The 22,400-nt window shown below is 62.8% G+C and carries 22 protein-coding genes; 11 read left to right on the top strand and 11 right to left on the bottom strand.

Annotated elements, in window-relative coordinates:
- Positions 1-257: 257 nt before the first annotated feature.
- Positions 258-899 (bottom strand): orotate phosphoribosyltransferase, encoded by a 642-nt coding sequence (pyrE, locus tag KCX70_RS02015; RefSeq protein ID WP_102851644.1) that lies wholly within the window; start codon positions 897-899, stop codon positions 258-260.
- 84 nt (positions 900-983) lie between these two features.
- Here pyrE and KCX70_RS02010 point away from each other — a divergent pair, with 84 nt between their 5' ends.
- Complete coding sequence (locus KCX70_RS02010) at positions 984-1,763, top strand: exodeoxyribonuclease III (RefSeq protein WP_021207186.1); 780 nt, start codon at positions 984-986, stop codon at positions 1,761-1,763.
- A gap of 77 nt (positions 1,764-1,840) precedes the next feature.
- Here KCX70_RS02010 and KCX70_RS02005 read toward each other — a convergent pair whose 3' ends face one another.
- Both KCX70_RS02005 and rph read right to left on the bottom strand, forming a co-directional pair.
- The gene (locus tag KCX70_RS02005) at positions 1,841-2,209 is read right to left on the bottom strand and encodes a DUF4870 domain-containing protein (RefSeq protein ID WP_021207187.1); all 369 of its coding nucleotides are present in this window, start codon (positions 2,207-2,209) and stop codon (positions 1,841-1,843) included.
- Positions 2,210-2,225: 16 nt separating this feature from the next.
- On the bottom strand, positions 2,226-2,948 hold the full coding sequence (rph, locus tag KCX70_RS02000; protein WP_102846420.1) for a ribonuclease PH: 723 nt from the start codon (positions 2,946-2,948) through the stop codon (positions 2,226-2,228).
- Between the two features lie 201 nt (positions 2,949-3,149).
- Between rph and KCX70_RS01995 the strand changes: the two genes are divergently transcribed.
- The 6 genes from KCX70_RS01995 to KCX70_RS01970 all read left to right on the top strand — a co-directional run bounded on the left by KCX70_RS01995 (position 3,150) and on the right by KCX70_RS01970 (position 10,023).
- The gene (locus KCX70_RS01995; RefSeq protein WP_021207189.1) at positions 3,150-4,013 is read left to right on the top strand and encodes a YicC/YloC family endoribonuclease; all 864 of its coding nucleotides are present in this window, start codon (positions 3,150-3,152) and stop codon (positions 4,011-4,013) included.
- A gap of 69 nt (positions 4,014-4,082) precedes the next feature.
- Complete coding sequence (gene gmk, locus KCX70_RS01990) at positions 4,083-4,703, top strand: guanylate kinase (RefSeq protein WP_212619128.1); 621 nt, start codon at positions 4,083-4,085, stop codon at positions 4,701-4,703.
- Between the two features lie 256 nt (positions 4,704-4,959).
- Positions 4,960-5,223: a DNA-directed RNA polymerase subunit omega gene (gene rpoZ / locus KCX70_RS01985; protein WP_021207191.1), complete on the top strand. Its 264-nt coding sequence runs from the start codon at positions 4,960-4,962 to the stop codon at positions 5,221-5,223.
- A 60-nt stretch (positions 5,224-5,283) separates the two neighbouring features.
- A complete protein-coding gene (gene spoT, locus KCX70_RS01980; RefSeq protein WP_021207192.1) occupies positions 5,284-7,392 on the top strand; it encodes a bifunctional GTP diphosphokinase/guanosine-3',5'-bis pyrophosphate 3'-pyrophosphohydrolase in 2,109 nt (702 codons plus the stop codon).
- Positions 7,393-7,484: 92 nt separating this feature from the next.
- Positions 7,485-7,865, top strand: coding sequence for a RidA family protein (locus KCX70_RS01975; RefSeq protein ID WP_021207193.1), 381 nt, complete (start codon positions 7,485-7,487; stop codon positions 7,863-7,865).
- Between the two features lie 40 nt (positions 7,866-7,905).
- Positions 7,906-10,023 (top strand): CHASE2 domain-containing protein, encoded by a 2,118-nt coding sequence (locus KCX70_RS01970; RefSeq protein WP_249121692.1) that lies wholly within the window; start codon positions 7,906-7,908, stop codon positions 10,021-10,023.
- A 7-nt stretch (positions 10,024-10,030) separates the two neighbouring features.
- Here the strand turns inward: KCX70_RS01970 and KCX70_RS01965 are convergent, their stop codons facing one another.
- From KCX70_RS01965 to KCX70_RS01955, 3 genes are all read right to left on the bottom strand, one after another.
- Complete coding sequence (locus KCX70_RS01965; RefSeq protein ID WP_249121691.1) at positions 10,031-10,630, bottom strand: OmpA family protein; 600 nt, start codon at positions 10,628-10,630, stop codon at positions 10,031-10,033.
- On the bottom strand, positions 10,627-11,103 hold the full coding sequence (locus KCX70_RS01960) for a FecR family protein (protein WP_021207196.1): 477 nt from the start codon (positions 11,101-11,103) through the stop codon (positions 10,627-10,629). Before KCX70_RS01960 ends, KCX70_RS01965 begins: the two co-directional genes overlap by 4 nt.
- A 169-nt stretch (positions 11,104-11,272) precedes the next feature.
- Complete coding sequence (locus KCX70_RS01955) at positions 11,273-11,494, bottom strand: hypothetical protein (protein ID WP_031310832.1); 222 nt, start codon at positions 11,492-11,494, stop codon at positions 11,273-11,275.
- A gap of 499 nt (positions 11,495-11,993) precedes the next feature.
- On the opposite strand from KCX70_RS01955, the gene KCX70_RS01950 reads away from it, so the two are divergent.
- A complete protein-coding gene (locus KCX70_RS01950; RefSeq protein ID WP_212619127.1) occupies positions 11,994-13,961 on the top strand; it encodes an AAA family ATPase in 1,968 nt (655 codons plus the stop codon).
- A 112-nt stretch (positions 13,962-14,073) separates the two neighbouring features.
- Here the strand turns inward: KCX70_RS01950 and KCX70_RS01945 are convergent, their stop codons facing one another.
- From KCX70_RS01945 to KCX70_RS01925, 5 genes are all read right to left on the bottom strand, one after another.
- Positions 14,074-14,694 carry a TPM domain-containing protein gene (locus KCX70_RS01945; RefSeq protein ID WP_212619126.1) on the bottom strand — a complete coding sequence of 207 codons (621 nt, stop codon included), beginning with the start codon at positions 14,692-14,694 and terminating at the stop codon, positions 14,074-14,076.
- Between the two features lie 88 nt (positions 14,695-14,782).
- Positions 14,783-15,541: a TPM domain-containing protein gene (locus KCX70_RS01940; RefSeq protein WP_212619125.1), complete on the bottom strand. Its 759-nt coding sequence runs from the start codon at positions 15,539-15,541 to the stop codon at positions 14,783-14,785.
- On the bottom strand, positions 15,538-16,161 hold the full coding sequence (locus KCX70_RS01935; protein WP_021207201.1) for a LemA family protein: 624 nt from the start codon (positions 16,159-16,161) through the stop codon (positions 15,538-15,540). Before KCX70_RS01935 ends, KCX70_RS01940 begins: the two co-directional genes overlap by 4 nt.
- Positions 16,162-16,259: 98 nt before the next feature.
- Positions 16,260-17,483 (bottom strand): CaiB/BaiF CoA transferase family protein, encoded by a 1,224-nt coding sequence (locus tag KCX70_RS01930; protein ID WP_212619124.1) that lies wholly within the window; start codon positions 17,481-17,483, stop codon positions 16,260-16,262.
- A gap of 132 nt (positions 17,484-17,615) precedes the next feature.
- Positions 17,616-18,797: an acyl-CoA dehydrogenase gene (locus KCX70_RS01925; RefSeq protein ID WP_021207203.1), complete on the bottom strand. Its 1,182-nt coding sequence runs from the start codon at positions 18,795-18,797 to the stop codon at positions 17,616-17,618.
- Positions 18,798-18,980: 183 nt separating this feature from the next.
- On the opposite strand from KCX70_RS01925, the gene KCX70_RS01920 reads away from it, so the two are divergent.
- The 3 genes from KCX70_RS01920 to KCX70_RS01910 all read left to right on the top strand — a co-directional run bounded on the left by KCX70_RS01920 (position 18,981) and on the right by KCX70_RS01910 (position 22,299).
- Complete coding sequence (locus KCX70_RS01920; protein WP_212619123.1) at positions 18,981-19,886, top strand: LysR family transcriptional regulator; 906 nt, start codon at positions 18,981-18,983, stop codon at positions 19,884-19,886.
- Between the two features lie 203 nt (positions 19,887-20,089).
- Entirely contained in the window at positions 20,090-21,643 is a 1,554-nt protein-coding gene (locus tag KCX70_RS01915; protein ID WP_212619122.1) for a T6SS phospholipase effector Tle1-like catalytic domain-containing protein, read from the top strand.
- Complete coding sequence (locus tag KCX70_RS01910) at positions 21,643-22,299, top strand: DUF2931 family protein (protein WP_212619121.1); 657 nt, start codon at positions 21,643-21,645, stop codon at positions 22,297-22,299. The genes KCX70_RS01915 and KCX70_RS01910 overlap by 1 nt, the downstream gene beginning before the upstream one ends.
- Positions 22,300-22,400 lie beyond the last annotated feature (101 nt).

Below are 22,400 nucleotides of genomic sequence, written 5' to 3'. Positions count from 1 at the left end.
TTTCCCGCAGGGCTCGACCAGCCCCATCACAGCCATGCAGCAATAAGCACACCAACCGGCGCCGTCTTACAGCCTGGCGCGCAGGTAAAAGAGGCCTCGTCGGCGTCGACTATGCCACGGCGAGACCCTGTCGGTATCCGCGGCCAGCGAACCGCCGCAGATCGTCAGATACTGACAAAGCGGGCCGCCTTGCAACCACGGACGCAACCGAGCGCGAATCGCCGCTGCCGTTCGGGACACGCCGCGGCTGGCCTCCATCAGATGCCGTACTGATCCCGGTACGCTTCGACTGCCGTCAGGTGGCGCTTGAGCTGCTCATCCTCCGCCAGATACTCCAGCACCTGGGCCAGCGAAACGATGCTGACCACCGGCATCCCGTAATCGCGTTCCACCTCTTGGATAGCGGACAGCTGGCCTTGGCCACGCTCCTGGCGATTGAGCGCGATCAGCACGCCTGCCGCTTGCGCGCCCTGCGCCTGGATGATCTGCATGACCTCGCGAATGGCGGTTCCGGCAGTGATGACGTCGTCTACGATCAGTACACGACCACAGAGCGGCGCTCCGACCAGCGTGCCACCCTCGCCATGATCCTTGGCTTCCTTGCGGTTGAAGCACCAGGGCAGGTCACGCTGGTGATGTTCGGCCAGCGAAATGGCAGTCGCCGCAGCCAAGGGGATGCCCTTGTATGCGGGCCCGAAGATCACGTCGAAATCGATGCCGCTGTCGGCCACCGCTGCGGCATAGAAGCGCCCCAGCTGAGCCAGCGCGGAGCCGGTATTGAACAATCCGGCATTGAAGAAATATGGACTGATACGCCCGGATTTCAGGGTGAACTCACCGAAGCGCAGAACCCCGCGTTCGATGGCGAAGCGAATGAACTCGCGCTGGTACGCCTGCATGAAGAATATTCCCGGAAGACACTGGTTTAGCTAATTGCAAAGAGCTTGGGTTATCATACACGCACGTGTTTTTAGGGGCCATTTATGCGGATCATCAGCGTCAACGTGAATGGCATTCAAGCGGCGGCGCAGCGGGGACTTCTCAGCTGGCTGCAAGCGCAGAATGCCGATGTCATCTGCCTGCAGGATACCCGCGCCTCCGTAGTAGAACTCGACGATCCGGCTTACCAGCTAGACGGCTATTTTCTCTACACCGTCGACGCCGAAATTCCGGAACAGGGGGGCGTTGCGCTGTATTCCCGACTCCAGCCAAAGGCCGTAATCATGGGCCTCGGCTTCGAGACGGCCGATCGCTACGGTCGCTACCTCCAGGCCGATTTCGACAAGGTCAGCATCGCCAGCCTGCTGTTGCCGACCGGCCGCGGCGGCGATGAGGAGCTGAATCAGAAATTCAAGTTCATGGACGATTTCGCCCATTATCTGGACAAGCAACGTCGCAAGCGTCGCGAATACATCTATTGCGGCTCGCTGTATGTCGCCCATCAGAAGCTGGACGTGAAGAACTGGCGCGACTGCCAGCAGACGACCGGCTTCCTGGCGCCGGAACGCGCCTGGCTAGATGAGATATTCGGCAACATGGGCTATGTCGACGCCCTGCGCGAAGCCAGTCGAGAAGGCGATCTTTACAGCTGGTGGCCGGATACCGAGCAGGCGCAGATGCTCAATCTGGGCTGGCGTTTCGATTACCAGATCCTGACCTCCGGCATGCGTCGCTTCGTGCGCAACGCCCGCCTTCCGCGCCAACCGCGATTTTCTCAGCATGCCCCGCTGGTGGTGGACTACGACTGGACGCTTAGCCTCTAAGGCGGCAGGCGGTTCAGTGTCGGCATGAACAAAGCGCATCCAGCTTCAGCCTAAAGCCTGAAGCCTGAAGCCTGAAGCTATTTGACGATCCGCCAGCAGAACGGATAGCGATAAGGCTTGCCTTCGTTGGCGCGGATGCCGGCGATCACCACCAGCACCAACGCCACCACGCTGATCAGCGCCATCAGCGGGAAACCGATCAGAATCCAGGCCAGCATGCCGCAGATCATCAGCAGAATGCTGAAGGTGATCTGGAAGTTCAGCGCCTCCTTGCCCTGCTCGTCGACGAAGGGGTCCATGTCCTTCTTCAACTGCCAGACGATCAGCGGCCCCAGTACATTGCCGATCATCGGCACCAGAAACCAGAAGAACGCCGAGTAATGACAGAACATGGCCCACTGACGCGCTTGCGCGGAGGGCTGCGGCATCAATTCCTGATCAGACATGGCGTTCCCCTTCGGATCAATCGGCCAGCGCAGCCAGCTGCAGCGCGAACAGCTCTTTCATGCCGTCTTGCGCCAGCGCGAGCATGGCGTTGAGCTCTTCCGGCTGGAACGGCGCACCTTCGGCAGTGCCCTGCACCTCGATGAAACCGCCGGCACTGGTCATCACCACGTTGAGATCGGTTTCGGCTGCCGAATCTTCCAGATAATCCAGATCGAGCACCGGCTCACCCTGGTAGATGCCCACCGACACCGCGGCAACCATCTGCTTGAGCGGATCGCCGCCCTTCAACCCGCCGCGCTTCTTCAACAGTTTCAGCGCATCGACCAACGCCACCATCGCACCGGTAATCGAGGCGGTGCGGGTGCCGCCATCAGCCTGAATCACATCGCAATCGATGTAGATGGTGTTCTCGCCCAGCTTGCTCATGTCCAGCGCTGCACGCAGCGAGCGTCCGATCAATCGTTGGATCTCCAGGGTACGGCCGCCCTGTTTGCCGCGGCTGGCTTCGCGCTGGTTACGCTCGCCCGTGGCACGTGGCAGCATGCCGTACTCGGCGGTCAACCAGCCTTGTCCCTGCCCCTTGAGAAAGCGCGGCACGCCATTTTCGATGCTGGCGGTGCAGATCACCTTGGTATCACCGAACTCCACCAGCACCGACCCTTCGGCATGCTTGGTGTAGTTGCGGGTGATGCGGATCGAACGCAGCTGGTCGGCGGCGCGGCCACTGGGTCGCTTCATGAGGCTTGTCCTGCTTTGTGGAGTAAGTAGCGGCCATTATAGAGGCCTGGACCGCCATGAGGGCCACCGCCGAGCCAATCGCCCCAATCTCGCCTGCATTGCCGGCGCAGCGCGTCGCGACAGCTAACCCGACGCCCGAGCGCCAATGACCGGTTTTTCCTTTACAATCTGCCGCCTTTCGCACCTATCGAGGGTTTCCCGATGATCCACAGCATGACCGCCTTCGCACGCGCTGAGCAGGCCGGCGACCACGGCACCCTCAGCTGGGAGATCCGCTCGGTGAACCACCGCTATCTGGAGCCGCACCTGCGCCTGCCGGATGCGTTCCGGGACCTGGAGGGCGCGGTCCGCGAGGCGCTGCGCAAAGGGCTGTCGCGTGGCAAGGTCGAATGCACCCTGCGCTTTGCCGAGGACACCGCGGGGCGCTCGATGCAGGTCGACCGCGAGCGTGCCAGCCAACTGGTCACCGCGGCCGAAAGCGTTGCTGCACTGATCAAGCAACCCGCCCCGCTCAATCCGCTCGAGATCCTGTCCTGGCCGGGCGTTCTGGTAGGCGATTCAGCGGATCCGCAGGCCCTCAACAGCGCCGCGCTGCAGCTGTTCCATGACACCCTGGAGCAATTGAAGAGTGGCCGCCAGCGTGAGGGCGAAGAGCTTGCCCGCCTGATCAACGAGCGCCTCGATGCCATCGCTGAAGAAACGGCCACGCTACGCTCCCAAGTCCCACACATGCTCGCAGCCCAGCGGCAGAAGATCCTCGACCGCTGCGCCGAGATGCGTGTCGAAATGGACCCGCAACGGCTCGAACAGGAACTGGTACTGCTCGCACAGAAGAGTGACGTCGCCGAAGAACTGGATCGCCTCGTCACGCACGTCGGCGAGGTACGTCGCGTGCTGAAGTCCGGCGGGGCCGCCGGCCGGCGTCTGGATTTCCTCATGCAAGAGCTCAATCGCGAAGCCAATACCCTGGGGTCCAAGGCGATCGACACCCGCAGCACTCAGGCGGCGGTAAACCTCAAGGTGCTCATCGAACAGATGCGCGAGCAAGTCCAGAACATCGAATAGCAACTACGCTTGGCCCTGTGGCGACTCGGCCATCGCCAGCTTTATCCCAGCAACCGTACAGAGAATCACATGTCAGCCTCCACCGGTACGCTCTACATCGTTTCCGCGCCTTCCGGGGCCGGCAAGACCAGCCTGGTCAAAGCCTTGCTCGATGCGCAACCGCACGTGCGCGTCTCGGTCTCGCACACCACCCGCCCCATGCGCCCGGGCGAGGTGGACGGGGTCAATTACCACTTCGTCAGCCGCGAAGAATTCGTCCAACGTATGGAGCGTGGAGAATTTCTGGAGCACGCCGAAGTATTCGGCAACCTCTACGGCACGTCGCAGCGCTGGCTCGAACAGACACTGAACGAAGGCTATGACCTGATCCTCGAAATCGACTGGCAGGGCGCCCAGCAGGTTCGCCGACTGATGCCCCAGGCCAAATCGATTTTCATCCTGCCGCCAACCCAGGAAGCCCTGCGCCAACGCCTCACCAACCGCGGCCAGGACAGCGACGAGGTCATCGAGAAACGTATGCGCGAAGCGGTCAGCGAGATGACGCACTATGTCGAGTACGACTACCTGGTGATCAACGACGACTTCGCCCATGCCTTGATCGACTTGCAGGCGATTTTCCGCGCCAACCAACTGTTGCAGGCCTCGCAACAGCAACGCTTCCGCAGCCTGCTGGACGAACTGCTCGCCTGAGTCGTAGCGTTCCTGGCCGGGCATTGAGCTAAAGATCCCCGGCTATGCGCATGCCAGGCCGCTCTCTCGCTCGCACCCTGCCTGACGTCGCTCGCAGCCTGCTCAAACCACCGCAACCCTCGGCCATGCGGCAATCGCTGGCCACGCCGCGGCCTTGCGGGAAGTTTTACCGCTTCCCTAATGGCTGGTGATTTTTTAGACTATCCCGTCCGCTCGCCCATTCGGGCATGCTCTACCGTTATTGATGAGGAACACCATGGCCCGCGTTACCGTTGAAGACTGTCTGGACAACGTAGATAACCGCTTCGAGCTGGTCATGCTCGCCACCAAGCGCTCGCGCCAGCTGGCGACCGGCGGCAAGGAGCCCAAGGTGGCCTGGGAAAACGACAAGCCGACCGTCGTGGCGTTGCGTGAAATCGCCTCCGGACTGGTCGACTACGACGTTATCGCGCAAGACGATATCGTCGACGACGAGCCGCTGTTCGTTCAGTACGAGGAAGAACCCAACGAGGCTCTCTGAATAAATGCCAGGTCGAAGTCGAACCGCAGCCATAGCGCCCCGCTGGCAAGGAGTAAGCTCTTGCCGGCCATAGACGCTCTTGCCGATCGCCTGTCGACCTACCTCGGCGCGGACCAGGTCAACCTGGTGCGCCGTGCCTATTTCTACGCCGAGCAGGCCCACGACGGCCAGCGTCGGCGCAGCGGTGAAGCCTACGTCACCCACCCCCTCGCGGTAGCCAACATCCTCGCTGACATGCACATGGACCATCAGAGCCTGATGGCGGCCATGCTGCATGACGTCATCGAGGACACCGGCATCGCCAAGGAAGCGCTCACCGCGCAGTTCGGCGAAACCGTCGCCGAACTGGTGGACGGCGTCAGCAAGCTGACCCAGATGAAGTTCGAGACCAAGGCCGAGGCCCAGGCCGAGAACTTCCAGAAGATGGCCATGGCCATGGCCCGCGACATTCGCGTGATTCTGGTTAAGCTCGCCGACCGCCTGCACAACATGCGCACGCTCGAGGTGTTGGCCGGTGAGAAACGCCGGCGTATCGCCAAGGAAACCCTGGAAATCTACGCACCCATCGCCAACCGGCTGGGCATGCATGCCATGCGTGTGGAGTTCGAGGACCTGGGCTTCAAGGCCATGCACCCGATGCGTTCGGAACGCATCCGCGCCGCCGTCCGCCGCGCCCGTGGCAACCGTAACGAGATCGTCGAGAAGATCGAGCAGTCGCTGATCCACTGCCTCGAGCGCGAAGGCCTGCACGGCGAGGTAGTCGGCCGTGAAAAGCACCTGTTCAGCATCTACAAGAAGATGCGCGGCAAGCGCAAGGCGTTCAACGAGATCATGGACGTCTACGCCTTCCGCATCGTGGTCGACAAGGTCGACACCTGTTACCGCGTACTCGGTGCGGTGCACAGTCTCTACAAGCCGCTGCCCGGCCGCTTCAAGGACTACATCGCGATCCCCAAGGCCAACGGCTACCAGTCGCTGCACACCACCCTGTTCGGCATGCACGGCGTTCCCATCGAGATCCAGATCCGCACTCGCGAAATGGAAGAGATGGCGAACAACGGCATCGCCGCCCACTGGCTGTACAAGTCCAACGGCGACGAGCCCCCCAAGGGGACCCACGCGCGAGCCCGACAGTGGGTCAAGGGCGTGCTGGAACTCCAGGAGCGAGCCGGCAACTCGCTGGAGTTCATCGAAAGCGTGAAGATCGACCTGTTCCCGGACGAGGTCTACGTCTTTACGCCCAAGGGCAGCATCATGGAGCTGCCCAAGGGTTCGACCGCGGTGGATTTCGCCTACGCCGTGCATACGGACGTCGGCAATACGTGCATCGCCTGTCGCGTCAACCGACGCCTGGCGCCGCTGTCGCAGGCGCTGGAAAGCGGCAGTACGGTGGAAATCGTTACCGCTCCAGGCGCCAGACCGAATCCTGCGTGGCTCAATTTCGTGGTCACTGGCAAGGCACGTACGCATATCCGTCACGCGCTCAAGCTGCAACGCCGCTCGGAGTCGATCAATCTCGGCGAACGGCTGCTGAACAAGGCACTTACCGGCTTCGAAACCAGCCTGGAAAGCATTCCTCAAGAGCGCATCAAAGCGGTGCTCAACGAATATCAGATGGAGGTCATCGAAGACCTGCTCGAAGACATCGGGCTGGGGAATCGAATGGCCTACGTCATCGCTCGGCGCCTGCTGTCGAGTGACGGCGCGCAGGCGCCGAGTGCCGAAGGACCTCTGGCGATCCGCGGCACCGAGGGGCTGGTACTGAACTACGCCAAGTGCTGCACGCCGATCCCTGGCGACCCCATCGTCGGCCACCTGTCGGCGGGCAAAGGCATGGTGGTGCACCTGGATACCTGCCGAAACATTGCCGAAGTCCGCCACAACCCCGACAAATGCATCCAGCTGTCCTGGTCCAAGGATGTCACTGGCGAGTTCAACGTGGAGCTGCGGGTCGAGCTGGAGCACCAGCGCGGCCTGATCGCCCTGCTGGCAGGCAGCGTCAACGCGGCCGATGGCAACATCGAGAAGATCGGCATGGACGAGCGCGACGGCCGTATCAGTGTCGTTCAGCTGGTGGTCAGCGTGCATGACCGGGTGCATCTGGCCCGGGTGATCAAAAAACTGCGCGCCATCAAGGGCGTCATGCGCATCACGCGGATGAAGGCCTAGCGACCCTGCCTGTTCCACGCTCGCCACGGGGCTTTTTCCCGCTCGCGCCAGCCCGTATCCTCTGGGGCCGCACTCTTCTATCGGAGCACTCCATGAGCAAGACCGTCATCAATACCGACAAAGCCCCCGCCGCCATCGGCACCTACTCCCAGGCGATCAAGGCCGGAAATACCGTCTACCTGTCCGGACAGATTCCGCTGGACCCGAAAAGCATGGAGCTGGTGGAAGGCTTCGAAGCTCAAACCGTGCAGGTCTTCGAGAACCTCAAGGCAGTGGCCGAAGCCGCCGGCGGCTCGCTGAAAGACATCGTCAAGCTCAACATCTTCCTTACCGACCTGGGCAACTTCGCCACGGTCAACGAAGTCATGAGCCGCTATTTCCAGCAACCCTATCCGGCCCGAGCCGCCATCGGCATCGCTGCGCTGCCCAAGGCCGCGCAGGTGGAAATGGACGCCGTTCTGGTACTCGACTGAACCACCCCATTCGTTCCGACAACCTGACCGGTTGCGGCCCGTGAGGCTGAACACAGCGTCCGGCACGCTGGCGTCACGTCTGTTGCTGGCGCTTGCCGGCCTGCTCGCCGCCTGCGTGCTGTACCTAGCCGAACCGCTGATACTGCAGAGCCTGCGCAACAGTCTGTTCGACCAGTATCAGCGATGGCAGCCAAGACCGGCGCCTGCACAGAGCATGGTGCGGGTGGTGGATATCGACGAAGCCAGCCTCGCCCGCCTTGGCCAGTGGCCCTGGCCACGAGACCTGCTGGCACGGCTGCTGGAGCAACTGCAGCAAGCCGGCGCTGCGGTGGTGGTATTCGACGTGCTGTTCGCCGAACCGGATCGCAGCTCTCCCTCGAGCGTTCTGGACCGAGCGGACCTTCCGGAGGAAGTCGCCGCCGCGCTGGCCAAGCTGCCCGACCATGATCAGCGATTCGCCGAAGCGCTCGCCCGGCAAGCCGCCGTACTGGGCTTCGCCGCCATACCTACGCCGTCGCGCAATACACCGCTGAGCCGCTTCGGCGTGCAGCTACGCACCGACGCGAAAACCGCTGCTTTCTCGACCTACGCAGGCGCCATCTCTGCGCTGCCGCTGCTGGAGAAAGCCGCAAAGGGTAACGGCGCCATGACCTTCCGCCCCGACGCCGACGGCGTGGTGCGACGCGTACCGGTAATGATTCGAGTGGGGGAGCACTTGCTCCCTTCGCTCATGGCCGAAGCGTTGCGAGTCTACCTGGGGCAAGATCGTTACCGCGTCGAGACCGCCGAAACCGGTGCGGTCGAGCAGGTCGCCATCGGCCGTTTGGCGCTCCCGACCAACCGCCGCGGCGAGCTCTGGCTGCACTATCGCCGCGACATGAGCGCCCAGACCCTGCCTGCCTGGCGCGTGCTGGAAGGCGGCATGACCGAATCCCTCAGCGGCAGCATCGTACTGGTTGGCAGCTCGGCGCAGGGGCTGCAGGACCTACGTTTCGGCCCGCTTGGCGCGATGCTTCCCGGCGTCCAGGTGCATGCACAAGCGATCGAACAGGCTTTGACTGGCACACCGTTGCAACAACCGTTCTGGGCAGCCCCGGCCGAGGCGCTGAGCCTGCTATTAGCCGGGCTCCTGTTAAGCCTCCTGACCTTGAGCAGCGGCGCAGTCACCGCCGCATGGGTCGCAGTGGCGTTGGTAGCAGCGTTGAATGCACTTGCCTGGTGGGCCTACTCACGTCACGGCCTGCTGCTCGACGCGCTGACGCTGTCGATCGGCCTGCTGCTGGTCTACCTCGGCGCAAGCCTGGCGCGGCACCGCGCCAGCGAGCGGCAACATCGCTGGGTGCGGGATGCCTTCTCGCGCTACATCTCACCGAACCTGGTCGGCCACCTGGTGCGCCATCCCGAGCAACTGCATCTGGGTGGCGAGCGTCGCTGCTGCAGTTTCGTGTTCACCGACATCACAGACTTCACCGCACTGATGGAGCGAGAGTCGCCTGAACAGGTGGTGGGCATGCTCAATGACTATCTCGAAGGCATCATTCAGATCGCCTTTCGCCATGAAGGCACGCTCGAGCGAATCGTCGGGGACGGCATGGCGATTCTCTTCTCCGCGCCACTGGTACAGCCCGATCACAAATCCCGCGCCTTGGCCTGCGCGCTGGAAATCCGCCGATTCACTCGCAGCTACACGACGGCCCAGCAGGCCGCTGGTCTGCCGCTGGGGCGTACCCGCATCGGGGCGCATTGCGGTGAGGTGGTGGTCGGCAACTTCGGCGGCGCCACGCTGTTCGACTACCGAGCCCTGGGCGACGCGGTCAATGTTGCGGCACGCCTGGAAGGCCTGAACCGCTATCTGGGCACCGACCTCTGCGTTTCAGAGGACATCCGCAGCGCCAACCCGGACGTGCCGATGCGGACCATTGGCGACGTATGGCTCAAGGGCAAGGCGGTCCCGATCCGCCTTTACGAACCCTGCGCGAGCACCGCGGACGAAGACTACGACGCGGCGTACGCGCTGCTCGCGAGCGAGCACGAACAAGCCGTCGAGGCCTTCGAGCGGCTCCATAGCGAGCGACCGGACGATGCCTTGGTGCACTATCAGTTGCAGCGCCTACGGGCCGGCCAGTGCGGCGAGCGCATCCTGATGACGGAGAAATGAAGCAAGTTCAGCGAACGCTGACCTCGACCCGCCGGTTATGCGGCTCGGCCACGCCATCGGGCGTCTGGATCAACAGGTTGCGCTCTCCGTGCGAGGACACGCTCAGCTCGATCACGTCCATGGCCTGATCGCGCAACCGGTCGGCCACCGCCCGCGCGCGGATCAGGCCCAGCCGCTCGTTCCAGACCGGGCCACTGAGCGTATCGGTATGACCGATCACCGAGACGGCCGATGGCCCGCGCTGCCGGATGGCCTCGACGACCTGCGCGAAGGCGCGCTCCGACGGCTCGGTCAGCTCTGCGCTGCCGATCTCGAAATACAGTTCAAAGCGCTGCGGCAACGCCGGCTGGGCCGCCAGCGCCGCCGAAAAATCGTGAGAAATGCGCAGCTCGCTGACCTTGAATGGGCCGGAGCCGGCCCCCTGGCCGCCGATCACCATGCCCTGGTGGCTGCGGTCGATCCGCGTCTGGCCCTTGGCGTCTTCGACTACCACCGCGCCAGTGCTACCGTCGGGGCTGTCCAGCAGCACCACGTAATCGCCGGTCGCACAGCCGCCCAGCAGCGCGAGAAGGCACAACAGCAATAGCGGACGCAGCGATTTGCTCACGGGCCGACCTTCACCAGGAAATGAGTGCCGCGCACGCCGATGGTGCCGGAGGGTGTCTTCAGTTCTACCGCCTCGGGCTTGAGCTTGGCGATGACGCCAGAAATGAAATTCAAGGTGCCTCGGCTGATCCTCGCGCTCAAGCGCAATGCCTCGTGGGCCGGCTCGAACGCATATTCATCGATGGTGAACTCGCTGTTGGGACCAAACGACATGACCGTGCTATCGCTGAGCGTCACCCCCAACGAGCCACCCGCACCGGTGCGCAGCACGGCGCCCTGCACCACCGCCTGGCCGACAGCCGCCTCGATGGTCTGGCCGCGGCTGGTGACCGTCGCCTCGCCCTGCACCGTCATGATGTAGCCGATCGGCTCGACCGAGTCTTGCGCCTGCCCTATCGAAGGCAGCAGCAGACCGACGGCCACCAACAACCGGACGCTGTGCAGCATGGCGCCAAGGCGTTCCCACATCATCATGTCCAAACTCCGTAATGGCTCGCCGACGTTCGAGCGCTGTACGCGAACCGAACCGCGACCCAGCCCCTGCGGCCCGTCATCGCCTACCGACTAACGCCGCAGGATGCCGGATGCCGCCAGCCTAATACAAGCGCAACGGCAAACCCGCATTCCAGAGATCAGCGGTCGGCTAGACCGAGGCCAACCGCCCCGGCGGTCGTGCAGCCCCGCTCTCCCAAAGATTCTGATCGGCGAGTTGGCAGGTATCGACATAGCGCGGCACGCCATTGACCGCTTCCAGTTCGGTCATCCCGGCGAGCTGACTGACGATGCGGTAGCGCTGGCCGGCGGTTTTGTCTTGCAGGGGATAGAGCGCGGCGATCTGCTGCGCGAGTTCGGTCAGGGTGGACATGGTGCGGGGACTGCTCTGCGTGCGAAAGGCAGGCTGTTTACTACGAATCACCGGCGATTTCGCGGAGCCTCCGACGTTCAGCAGGCCATTCATCGGATACCGCTTATTTCGCTCGGCAGCCAACTAAAACCAACGCCGATGCGAGCGCTCATGGCGGTTACGCCCCCTCGGTAGAGCGATCGGAAGACGTGAACCCAAGCTCTTTGGCTTATTCCTGCGTAGCTCATTAACGCCGTTTCGTTCCGCGACCAACCGGTCATTCGTCGAAAAACCACCCGCCGTCCGTCGCTAAGCCGTGCGGATGATGGCACTTGACGTATCCTCGCCGGCTATCGGGAGCCGACGCTTCCGCTCGGCAGTCCGGCATACAAATCGCATCCCACCAGCCCGTACTGCTCAGCGTCACCCTATTGGCGCTCGCGGGTTTTCCCGTGAACAACTGTGGTCCGCCTCCCGGCGGTTGTTTGTCGAAACATCGGGTTTCCCGATTGGATGTGAAATGAAGACACCACGTCTGCTGCAAGGTCGTCGCGGCCTTGCGCTCTCCGTTTTGCTGGCACTGGTCGTAGCCGCCTGTCTGGGCTACTGGCAATTCAAGCCCGGTGTACCGGCCACGCCACCCACCAGTGCTGCGGCCACCATGCTCGAAACCCTGCGCGAATCCACCGCCCCCTGGGACGCGGACCGTCGAGACCTCTCTGCGCTCATGGGCGATCTGCGCGGCGCGGCCATCGCCAGTGCCGCCTTGGGCAAGCACGCCGTCTATATCAGCCTGATCGACGGCCAGCGCTACTGGGTTCCGGATCAATCCGGCCGGGTAGCCCAGCTGTTGCTCGACCAGTATGTCAGCAGCGAAGGACAGCTGTTCCCCCTGACACTGTTCGAGACCGACGGTGAAGCACCCTGGTACAAGGCGCTGGTGCCTTACGCACCCTTCGTTCTCCTGTTGATCGGCGCGCTCGGCTACCTGGCGATCAAGAGTCAGGCGTTCCGAGTGCAACGCAAGGGCAGCGGCATCGCCTTCGCCGATGTGATCGGCGCCAGCGAGGCCAAGCAGGCCCTGAGCGACGTGACCGCCTATCTGCGTGATCCGGCGGCGTATACCGCCCTCGGCGCGCGGCCGCCCAAGGGCGTGCTGTTGACCGGCGAACCCGGCACCGGCAAGACCCAGCTGGCCAAGGCACTGGCCACCGAGTCCAACGCCAGCTTCATCCAGGTGACCGGCAGCGATTTCTCCTCGATGTATTTCGGCGTCGGCATTCAGAAGGTCAAGGCACTGTTTCGTACCGCACGCAAGCAGGCGCCATGCATCATCTTCATCGACGAGATCGACGGCATCGGCAAACGCGCCGAGCAGCAGCGTTCCAGCGATGCCGAGAGCAACCGCATCATCAACCAGTTCCTCGCCGAGATGGATGGCTTCGATGGCGCCAGCGGCGTGCTGGTGCTGGGTGCCACCAACTTCCCCAACTCGCTGGATCCCGCGCTGGTGCGCGAAGGTCGCTTCGACCGCTCCATCGCCGTCGGCCTGCCGGGGCTGAGCGACCGCGAAGCGCTGTTCCGCCTCTATGCCGACAAGATCCGCGCCGAGGCGGACCTGGACTTCGCGCAACTGGCGCGCAACACCGTCGGCCTGACGCCCGCAGCCATTGCCTACATCGTCAATCATGCAGCGCTGCTCGCCGCCCGTGCGGCCGCGAAAACCGTGACCATGGCGCATTTCGTCGACGCCGTGGAAACCTGCCGCATCGGTGAGCAACCCTCGGGCGTGACGCCGATGTCGCCGACCGACCGCAAGCGCATCGCCGTGCACGAGGCCGGTCATGCTCTGGTCGCTGCCGCTCTGAAAGTCGGCCGAGTGGAAAAGGTCACCATCCTGCCGCGCGGTCAGGCACTAGGCGTGACGCTGGTAACGCCGGTGGAAGACAAGCGCCTGCACATGGAGTCCGAACTGCGCAATCGCATCCAGATGCTGCTGGCCGGTCGCGGCGCCGAGCAACTGTACTTCAACGAAGTGTCCTCGGGCGCCGGCCAGGATTTGCAGGAAGCCTCGAAGATCGCACTGTCGATGGTCGGTGCGCTGGGCATGGGGCCGAATGGTTCGCTGCTGAGCCTGCAGGCTGTCCGTGACGCGCACATCGAGTTCGATTCCGGCGAATCCATTCGTGCAGCGGACAACCTGCTCAAACAACTGGATCGCGAATGCATGGCCCTGCTGCAGCGGTTGAAGCCAGCACTGGACGAGATCGCCGATCGCCTGCTGGCCGAAGAAACCGTACCCGGCGAAGAGGTGTTGGCGGCCATCGAGCGCTTGCCGCAGCAGCATCACGAAGCAAGCGTCAGCTCGATCATCGGTCACGCCATGAGCACCATCGACCGAGTCGCAGCCAGCGCCATGGACAACGCCGATTTCCTGGAACTGGCACCAGTGGAGCAACCGGAAGACGACGGCCCGGGCATGCTCTAGCGCGCAGCGCTAGGGCAGCAGGCGGCGGGCGGCGGGCGGCGGGCGGCAGTGCAAAACCTGAAGCCTGAAGCCTGAAGCCTGAAGCCTGAAGCCTGAAGCCTGAAGCCTGAAGCTACGATTCCAGCACTACCAGGCGGTTCGGCAATTCGTTGCGCTCATGGGTTGCCGGCACCTTCTGTTTGAGCAGTGAACCGCAGGCGTCGATACAGCTGAGAAAACCTTCCAGCACCCGGCCGTTGCGCACGTTCTCGGTAAAGGTTGCGACGATGGACTCCCAGGCGCTGTTATCAATACGGCTGGAAATGCCCCGGTCCACCAGGATCTCCACATAGCGCTCGGCTTCGGAGACGAAAATCAGCATGCCGGTGCCGCCTTCGGTGTGGTGCAGGTTCAGCTCGATGAACTGGCGTCGCGCCAGGTTGCAGGCCCGCCAGTGCCGCACCGACCGAGGAATCAGCCGGCTGGTCAGGCTGGGGATGCGGAAAATCGCGGCCAGTACGATGAAGGTCAGCCACTGCACCAGCAACAATTGCCAGGCCGCCAGCCACCCGGTAAAGAACAGCAGCGCACCGGGCAGCAGCAACGCCAGCAGGCTGGCCCAGAGCAGCGGAATGTAGCGGTAGTCGTCCGCCTGCGCGGCCAGGACGGTGACCAGTTCAGCGTCGGTGTCACGTTCGACGCGTTCGATCGCCTCGGCGACCTGCTGCAGTTCGGGTTCGGTCAAAAGCGTCATGACGGGTCATCTCGGAAAAAAGGTTGAAAAGGCGTCGCGGCAGATACGCCACGGGCGTGCTCTGAATACCGGCTCCAGGCCAGCCGGATCACCAGCCACCGGACGCGCCGCCACCACCAAAGCCGCCGCCACCGCCGCCGAAGCCACCACCACCGCCGAAACCACCTCCGCCGCCACGGCCGCCCATGCCGCCCAGCAGCGCGCCGAGTAGCACGGCTCGGCCGGCGCCGCGACCGCCGCCGCGTCCGCCACGGCCACCGCCGATGACGAAGATGGCCACCAGCATCAGAAAGAAGCCGAGGATGCCGAACCCGCCGGGTTCCTGCGCATGCATCGGCATGGCCGGGCGTAGATCGGTGCGCAGCGGATCACCACCCAACACCTGAATAATCGCGGCGGCGCCATCGGTAATGCCGCGAGTGAAGTCGCCCTCGCGGAACGCAGGCGTGATGACGCGGTTGATGATCACCGAGGATTGCGCGTCGGTCAGGCGGCCTTCGAGCCCGTAACCGACCTCGATCCGCACCCGCCGGTCATCGCGAGCGACAATCAGCAGCGCGCCGGTGTCCTTGCCCTTCTCGCCAATGCCCCAGGCACGCCCCAGTTCGACCCCGAACTCCTCGATGCTGCGGCCTTGCAAATCCGGCACGGTGACCACCACGACCTGCTCGCCGCTGGCCTTTTCATGCGCGTCGAGCATGCCGGTCAGGCGCGCTTCGGCCTGAGTATCAAGCAGCTCGGCGCGGTCGACCACACGCCCGCTTAGGGCCGGCAGGTCGAGTTCCTGGGCGGCGAGCCCGCTCGCCCAGAGCAGCAGCGTGAGGATCAGCGGCAAGCTGCGCGTCATTGAAACTGCACTTTCGGCGCCTGGTCGGCGTTCTCGGCCGTCGCCTCGAAGTTCTCGCGGATCGGCATGTCGCTGTACATCAGGGTGTGCCAGATGCGACCGGGAAAGGTGCGAATCTCGGTGTTGTAACGCTGGACAGCCGCAATGAAGTCACGGCGGGCCACGGCGATACGGTTTTCCGTGCCCTCGAGCTGCGATTGCAGGGCGAGGAAGTTCTGGTTGGACTTCAGATCCGGGTAGCGCTCGGACACTGCCATCAATCGGCTCAGGGCGCCGGTCAACTGGCTCTGCGCCTGCTGGAATTGCTGCATTTTCTGCGGATCGTCGAGGTCATCGGCGCTGATCTGGATCGAGGTCGCCTTCGCCCGCGCCTCGGTCACGGCGGTGAGGGTGTCCTGCTCCTGACGGGCGTAGCCCTTGACCGTCTCGACCAGGTTGGGGATCAGGTCGGCGCGGCGCTGGTACTGGTTTTCCACTTGTGACCAGGCCGACTTCACCTGCTCGTCATACTGCGGGATGTTGTTGATGCCGCAACCGGCCAGCAGCCAGGACATGAACAGGACAGCCGTGAGCTGCCAGGTAGTACGTAAACGCTGCGTCTGCATGATTCGCTCGTCCATCCAAAAAACCAGGGTACAGGAATAAGGATAGCCGAGCGGTGCGAGAGTTCAGCGCTTGGCATGACGGCCCTCGCTTCATGCTTTGAAGCAGCAGGCGGTCAGATCACCCCAGCCTGCCGCAAGGAAAGGATCTTGTCGAAGCCCAGGCCGAGCAGTTCTTGCAGGATGGCCTCGCTGTGCTCGCCCAGCATCGGCGGCGCCTTGCGATACTCCACTGGCGTTTCGGAAAGGCGAATCGGACTGGCAACCTGCGGCACACTGCCGGCCAGCGGATGCGGCAGGTCCAGGCGCAATCCACGTGCCTGCACCTGCGGATCGGCAAACACCTGGGCCAGGTCGTTGATCGGCCCGCACGGCACGCCGGCCTGCTCCAGCAACGCGACCCATTCGGCCGTGGTGCGAAACACCGTGACCTGGCGGATCAGCGGAATCAGCTCCTTGCGATGGGCGACGCGCGCCTTGTTGCTGGCAAAACGATCATCGCTCGCCCACTCTGGATGGCCGGCGGCTTCGGCGAACTTGCGGAACTGCCCGTCGTTGCCGATGGTGAGGATGATGTCGCCGTCAGCGGTGGGGAAATCCTGATACGGCACGATGTTCGGGTGGGCATTGCCCATGCGCTTCGGCGCCACGCCGGTGGTCAGGTAGTTCATGGCCTGATTGGCCAGGCAGGCGACCTGCACGTCCAGCAGCGCCAGTTCGACATGCTGGCCGACGCCGCTTTGCTCGCGACTGTTGAGCGCCGCCAGTACGCCAACCGTGGCGTAGAGGCCGGTGAGGATGTCGGTGAGCGCCACGCCGACCTTGACCGGGCCGGCGCCCTCCTCGTCCTCGGCGCGCCCGGTCAGGCTCATCAGGCCGCCCAGGCCTTGGATCATGAAGTCGTAACCGGCGCGATTCGCATAGGGGCCGTCGCTGCCGAAGCCTGTGATGGAGCAATAGATCAGCTTCGGGTTGATCGCTTTCAGGCTCTCGTAGTCCAGCCCGTAGGCCGCCAGCCCGCCGACCTTGAAGTTCTCCAGCAGCACGTCGCATTCGGCCACCAGATCGCGAATGATTCGTTGCCCTTCGGGCTGGGTGAAATCCAGCGTCAGCGACTGCTTGTTACGGTTGGCCGACAGGTAATAAGCCGCCTCCGAGGTGTTGTCACCCTGCTGGTCTTTCAGGTACGGCGGGCCCCAGTGACGAGTGTCGTCGCCGGTACGCGGGCGCTCGATCTTGATTACCTCAGCGCCGAGGTCACCGAGGATCTGCCCAGCCCAGGGGCCGGCGAGCACGCGCGACAGGTCGAGGACACGGATATGGGATAACGCACCAGGCACAGGAAATACCTCACGTTTGGGATCAGGCGATAGGGGCTTGAGGCTTGAGGCTCGACGAGGAAGCATCTGCGTGCGCTTTTCGTCCAGCCTCCAGCCTTCCCGCCTCCAGCCGCCGTCATCGGCTTTTTTGCTTTAAAAGAACGCCTGGATCCCGGTCTGTGCCCGGCCGAGAATCAGCGCGTGCACGTCATGAGTGCCTTCGTAGGTGTTGACCACCTCGAGGTTGACCAGATGGCGGGCCACGCCGAACTCGTCACTGATGCCGTTGCCACCCAGCATGTCGCGGGCTAGGCGGGCCACATCCAGCGCCTTGCCGCAGCTGTTGCGCTTCATGATCGAGGTGATCTCCACCGCCGCGGTGCCTTCGTCTTTCATCCGGCCGAGGCGCAGGCAGCCTTGCAGCGCCAGGGTGATCTCGGTCTGCATGTCGGCGAGCTTCTTCTGGATCAGCTGATTGGCGGCCAGCGGACGGCCGAACTGCTGGCGATCCAGGGTGTACTGGCGCGCGGTGTGCCAGCAGAACTCGGCGGCGCCCAGCGCACCCCAGCTGATGCCGTAACGAGCCGAATCCAGGCAGGTGAAGGGACCACGCAGGCCACGCACATCGGGGAAGGCGTTCTCCTCCGGGCAGAACACGTTGTCCATGACGATCTCGCCAGTGATCGAGGCGCGCAGGCCGACCTTGCCATGAATCGCCGGGGCGCTGAGGCCTTCCCAGCCCTTCTCCAGCACGAAGCCGCGGATGGCGCCTTCGTCGTCCTTGGCCCAGACCACGAAGACGTCAGCGATCGGGCTGTTGGTGATCCACATCTTGGCGCCGGACAGGCGATAGCCGCCGTCGACCTTCTTCGCCCGGGTGACCATGGAGCCCGGGTCGGAGCCGTGGTTCGGCTCGGTCAGGCCGAAGCAGCCGATGTATTCGCCGCTGGCCAGCTTGGGCAGGTACTTCTGCTTGGTTGCTTCGTTGCCGAACTCGTTGATCGGCACCATCACCAGCGACGACTGCACGCTCATCATCGAGCGGTAACCGGAGTCGATGCGCTCGACTTCGCGAGCGATAAGACCGTAGCAGACGTAGTTCAGCCCGCTACCGCCGTAGGCTTCCGGAATGGTCGCGCCAAGCAGGCCGGTATCGCCCATCTCGCGGAAGATCGCCGCGTCGGTGCGCTCGTGGCGGAAGGCTTCGAGCACCCGTGGCGCCAGCTTGTCGGCGGCGAACTGCTGGGCACTGTCACGCACCATGCGCTCTTCATCGGTGAGTTGCTGATCGAGCAGCAGCGGGTCGATCCAGTTGAAGCTTGCTTTGCCGGCCATGAGAGGTCCTCTTGTCGTAGACGGTGAACCGGGCATGAGCCCGGCACAGCATTCGGATGGATTGATCCTAGAAGCTCCAGCGGCAGGCAGCAAACGAGTAATTCGCATCGATCTGTGCGCTTTACTCACTCCAGCGTATGCTAATCGGCCTGAAAATCAGATTATTAGTGAGGCGCTCGCATAATGCGTCGAAAGATCCCCAGTACCGCCGCGTTGGTCGCCTTCGAAGCGGCGGCACGCCACCAGAGCTTCACCCGCGCCGCCGAGGAACTGGCGCTGACCCAGAGCGCCATCTGCCGGCAGATCGGCGGGTTGGAGGAATTCCTTGGACTGGAGCTGTTTCGCCGCTCACGCCGTGGAGTGAAGCTGACCGAGGCCGGCCAGTCCTATGCACGGCGGGTCGCCACGCAGCTCGATGCGGTGGAGCGCGACACGCTGTCGGTGATGGGTCAGCAGGGCGCGATGACCATCGAATTGGCGCTGGTGCCGACCTTCGGCACCCAGTGGCTGCTGCCACGGTTACAACAGTTCCAGACGCTGCATCCGGAAATCACCGTCAACCTGACCAACCGTACCCGTCCCTTCCTCTTCGCCGATACGGATTTCGACGCGGCAATCTACTTCGGCGACGGCGAATGGTCCGGTACCGTCGCCCATCCGCTGATGCCGGAACGTTCGGTGCCGGTCTGCAGCCCGGCGCTGCTGGGCGGCGCGGCTGCGCTGACGCCACAAGACCTGGCCGAAATGCCGTTACTGCAGCAGACCACCCGTCCCTATGCCTGGCGACAGTGGTTCGATTCGCTGGGGATGAAGGTCGCGCGGGACATGACCGGCCCGCGCCTGGAACTGTTCTCGATGCTGGCCCAGGCCGCCGAACACCGGATGGGCGTGGCGCTGATTCCAGCGTTTCTGATCCAGCGCGAATTGGCCGAGGGGCGCCTGGTGATCGCGCATCCGCACGCGTACCGGCGCGAGGATCAGGCTTACCACCTAATGATTCCCGAACGGCGGGTGGAATCGGCCGCCCTCAACGCCTTCCGCGACTGGCTGCTGGACGAAGCGCGGGCCTGGATGGCGCAGCAGGCATAGGCCGCCCGATGCCGCCACGCCAGTTCGAAATGCAGCCTTCCACTCGGAAGCACGACGCCGGCCGTTCGCTTTGTGACCGGTCCGCTTGAAACGCCCATTACCATCCGTCTTACTACCGACCACGCCATCGCGGACATGGATGCAGACCAACGGCGCTAAATGCGTGACCGCAACAGCACTTCAACCAAGGACAGGTGGAAAAGATGAGTGGCTACGTCCCCAACATCCCCCGAACCAAACGGGAAGCAGAACTCAAAAAGGTCGAGCCGACCGATGTGCATGCCGAACGTTGGGCCGAATACGAGCGCCACGCCAGGGAACCCGCCAAGCCTGCCGAGAAGATCAAGCTGGCCCTGCGTATCGGCGTCTTCTTCGACGGCACCTGCAACAACGCCACCAATACGGCGCTAGGCCTGGCATGCGGTGCCCAGCATCCGATCCAGAAGGAAGATCTGGATGCCAGCTGCAAGCCGTATATGGCTGACCCGAATAGCAGTTATGGGAATGATGTAACGAACATCAAGAAGCTCAGTGAGCTTTATTGGACTACCGCGACCCCCGAGGGCGAGGGCCGGAACAAACTGCTTTCCCGTGCGTTGTACGTAGATGGTATCGGTACCACTCCCGGTGAAGGAGATACTCGTACTGGCAGTGGGGCGGGCCGGGGCACTACCGGAGTTGCCGGGCGAGTCGAGCTAGCGTTTCGGCGGATTAACAGCCTCATCAAGGAAATTTCCAGAGATTTTCCAACTATAGAAATCAGCTCATTGACCTTCGATGCTTTCGGGTTTAGTCGAGGCGCCGCTGCTGCGCGGCATTTCGCGAACGAGGTGGTCTGTAGCCAACGAGGCCCGCTGGGTGCAGCTTTTTCAGAGAATGCCAAGGCGTTCTGTCCAACCTTCAACAATCAATACTCGCAGGACATCAATATCGGGTTTATTGGCCTCTTCGATACCGTCGCAGCCGTTGCGGGACTAGCAAATCTAGGGAATGTCAGCAGCTCCATCTCGCCTGGGGTAAAGCTGCACTTGCCCCGCAAATACTTTACCGATGTGGTCCAACTGGCAGCTCGCGACGAGGTTCGCGCGAACTTTCCGCTGAGCCGAGTGAAGCCAGACCACCTTGAAATAACCCTACCAGGTGCCCACTCCGACATCGGTGGTGGCTACCTGATTGATTCTGAAGAACGCGTGCTAGTTAGCCCAATGCAGGCGCTGACAGTAACTGTTGGCGTTGATGTAAAAACCACGTCGATCTACCGAGACGCCGAGCGAGCCAAGGAGCGCTTAGTCGCCCTAGGCTGGCCCTCGACTATGCTGGAAATCGCTGTTCCTAAATCGCAGCTGCTTCCTGTGGCGGTGAGGGATCGCCTGGCTCCACGGCAACAGCGAGTTTATGCCGGTCTGCAAGTTAAGCGCCGCGTGAGCGGAGCCCTGTCCCGCATATACCTGCACGTTATGTATGAGCTGGCGAAACGGAAGGGTGTTCGGTTCTTTGAGATTGACAGGCAGGACCCAGCCTTTGCGATACCGCCAGAGCTAGAACCGTTGTGTCAGCGATTTACATCGGGCGATTACACAACCACCCCTGGCGAAGAGTCGATGCTCAAGAGACGCTACATCCACATTTCTGCGAATTGGAACAATCCGCTTGGAAAACAAACACCAAGCGATTTCAAGCTGATTTATATCAACGCTCCCTGTCCTGGCGGGATCCGCGTACAACACCCTCATGTACCAGATTGGACTCTATTTTAATGAAGGCCTATATCGCACTGCTCAGTGCCTTGCTTCTAGGTGGTTGTCAGTCTGCAGATCCGTTGTCAGCCGAGAGCGACCCGAAGGACCAGTGGTGGAGTCTGGAATTCGTTGGGCCGACCTATATGACGGGATGGGTCGAAGCCAGTGAGGTGGAGGACATCAAAGGCCGCGTTATCAATCATGGGAGTGGTGGAGTAATAGGCAGCGGAGGCCAGGGATTCGAGACTGAAAGTGCTCGGGGCTGGCCACAAGGGCTAGGAGGCACAATTCGCGCGGTCACCGGAGCCGACCTTCCAAAGCGCATCTTCGTTCGTTGGCAATCCGTGGTGGAGCCGCAGACTTATCGCGCTTGGATAAACATCCCCGAAGAGGCCCGACAGATCATGTACGACTCTACCCATCGTCGCTGTGCAGAAACGCCTGAACACCCAGCTCGATTCATGGCCACGCTCTACTTGGGCCTGGCACCGGGGGGGATTGTACAGGCCTGGGTCCGTGACCAATGCCACGACGCGGTGATGGTTGCCCGCAGAATAGGCGAGGTAGAACCACGAGGCCCGCACCTCGGGAAGTCAGGCGGGCATTACTATCCTCAACCTGCTGCATCGAAACGATATGTTGAAAAGTTTGGCGTCCCATACGGGAGTTGGTAAGCAATTCGTCGCGACGCACCATCGCCAGCTGTACCTTACTTTTGTACAAAGCTTGGTGTCGTGCTGGGTGCGCTACTTCTAAGCGCTTGCCAAAGCACATA

The sequence above is a fragment of the Stutzerimonas stutzeri genome, assembly GCF_018138085.1.
Classification (GTDB): domain Bacteria; phylum Pseudomonadota; class Gammaproteobacteria; order Pseudomonadales; family Pseudomonadaceae; genus Stutzerimonas; species Stutzerimonas stutzeri_AI.
This window is presented reverse-complemented; position numbering and strand designations above follow the sequence as displayed.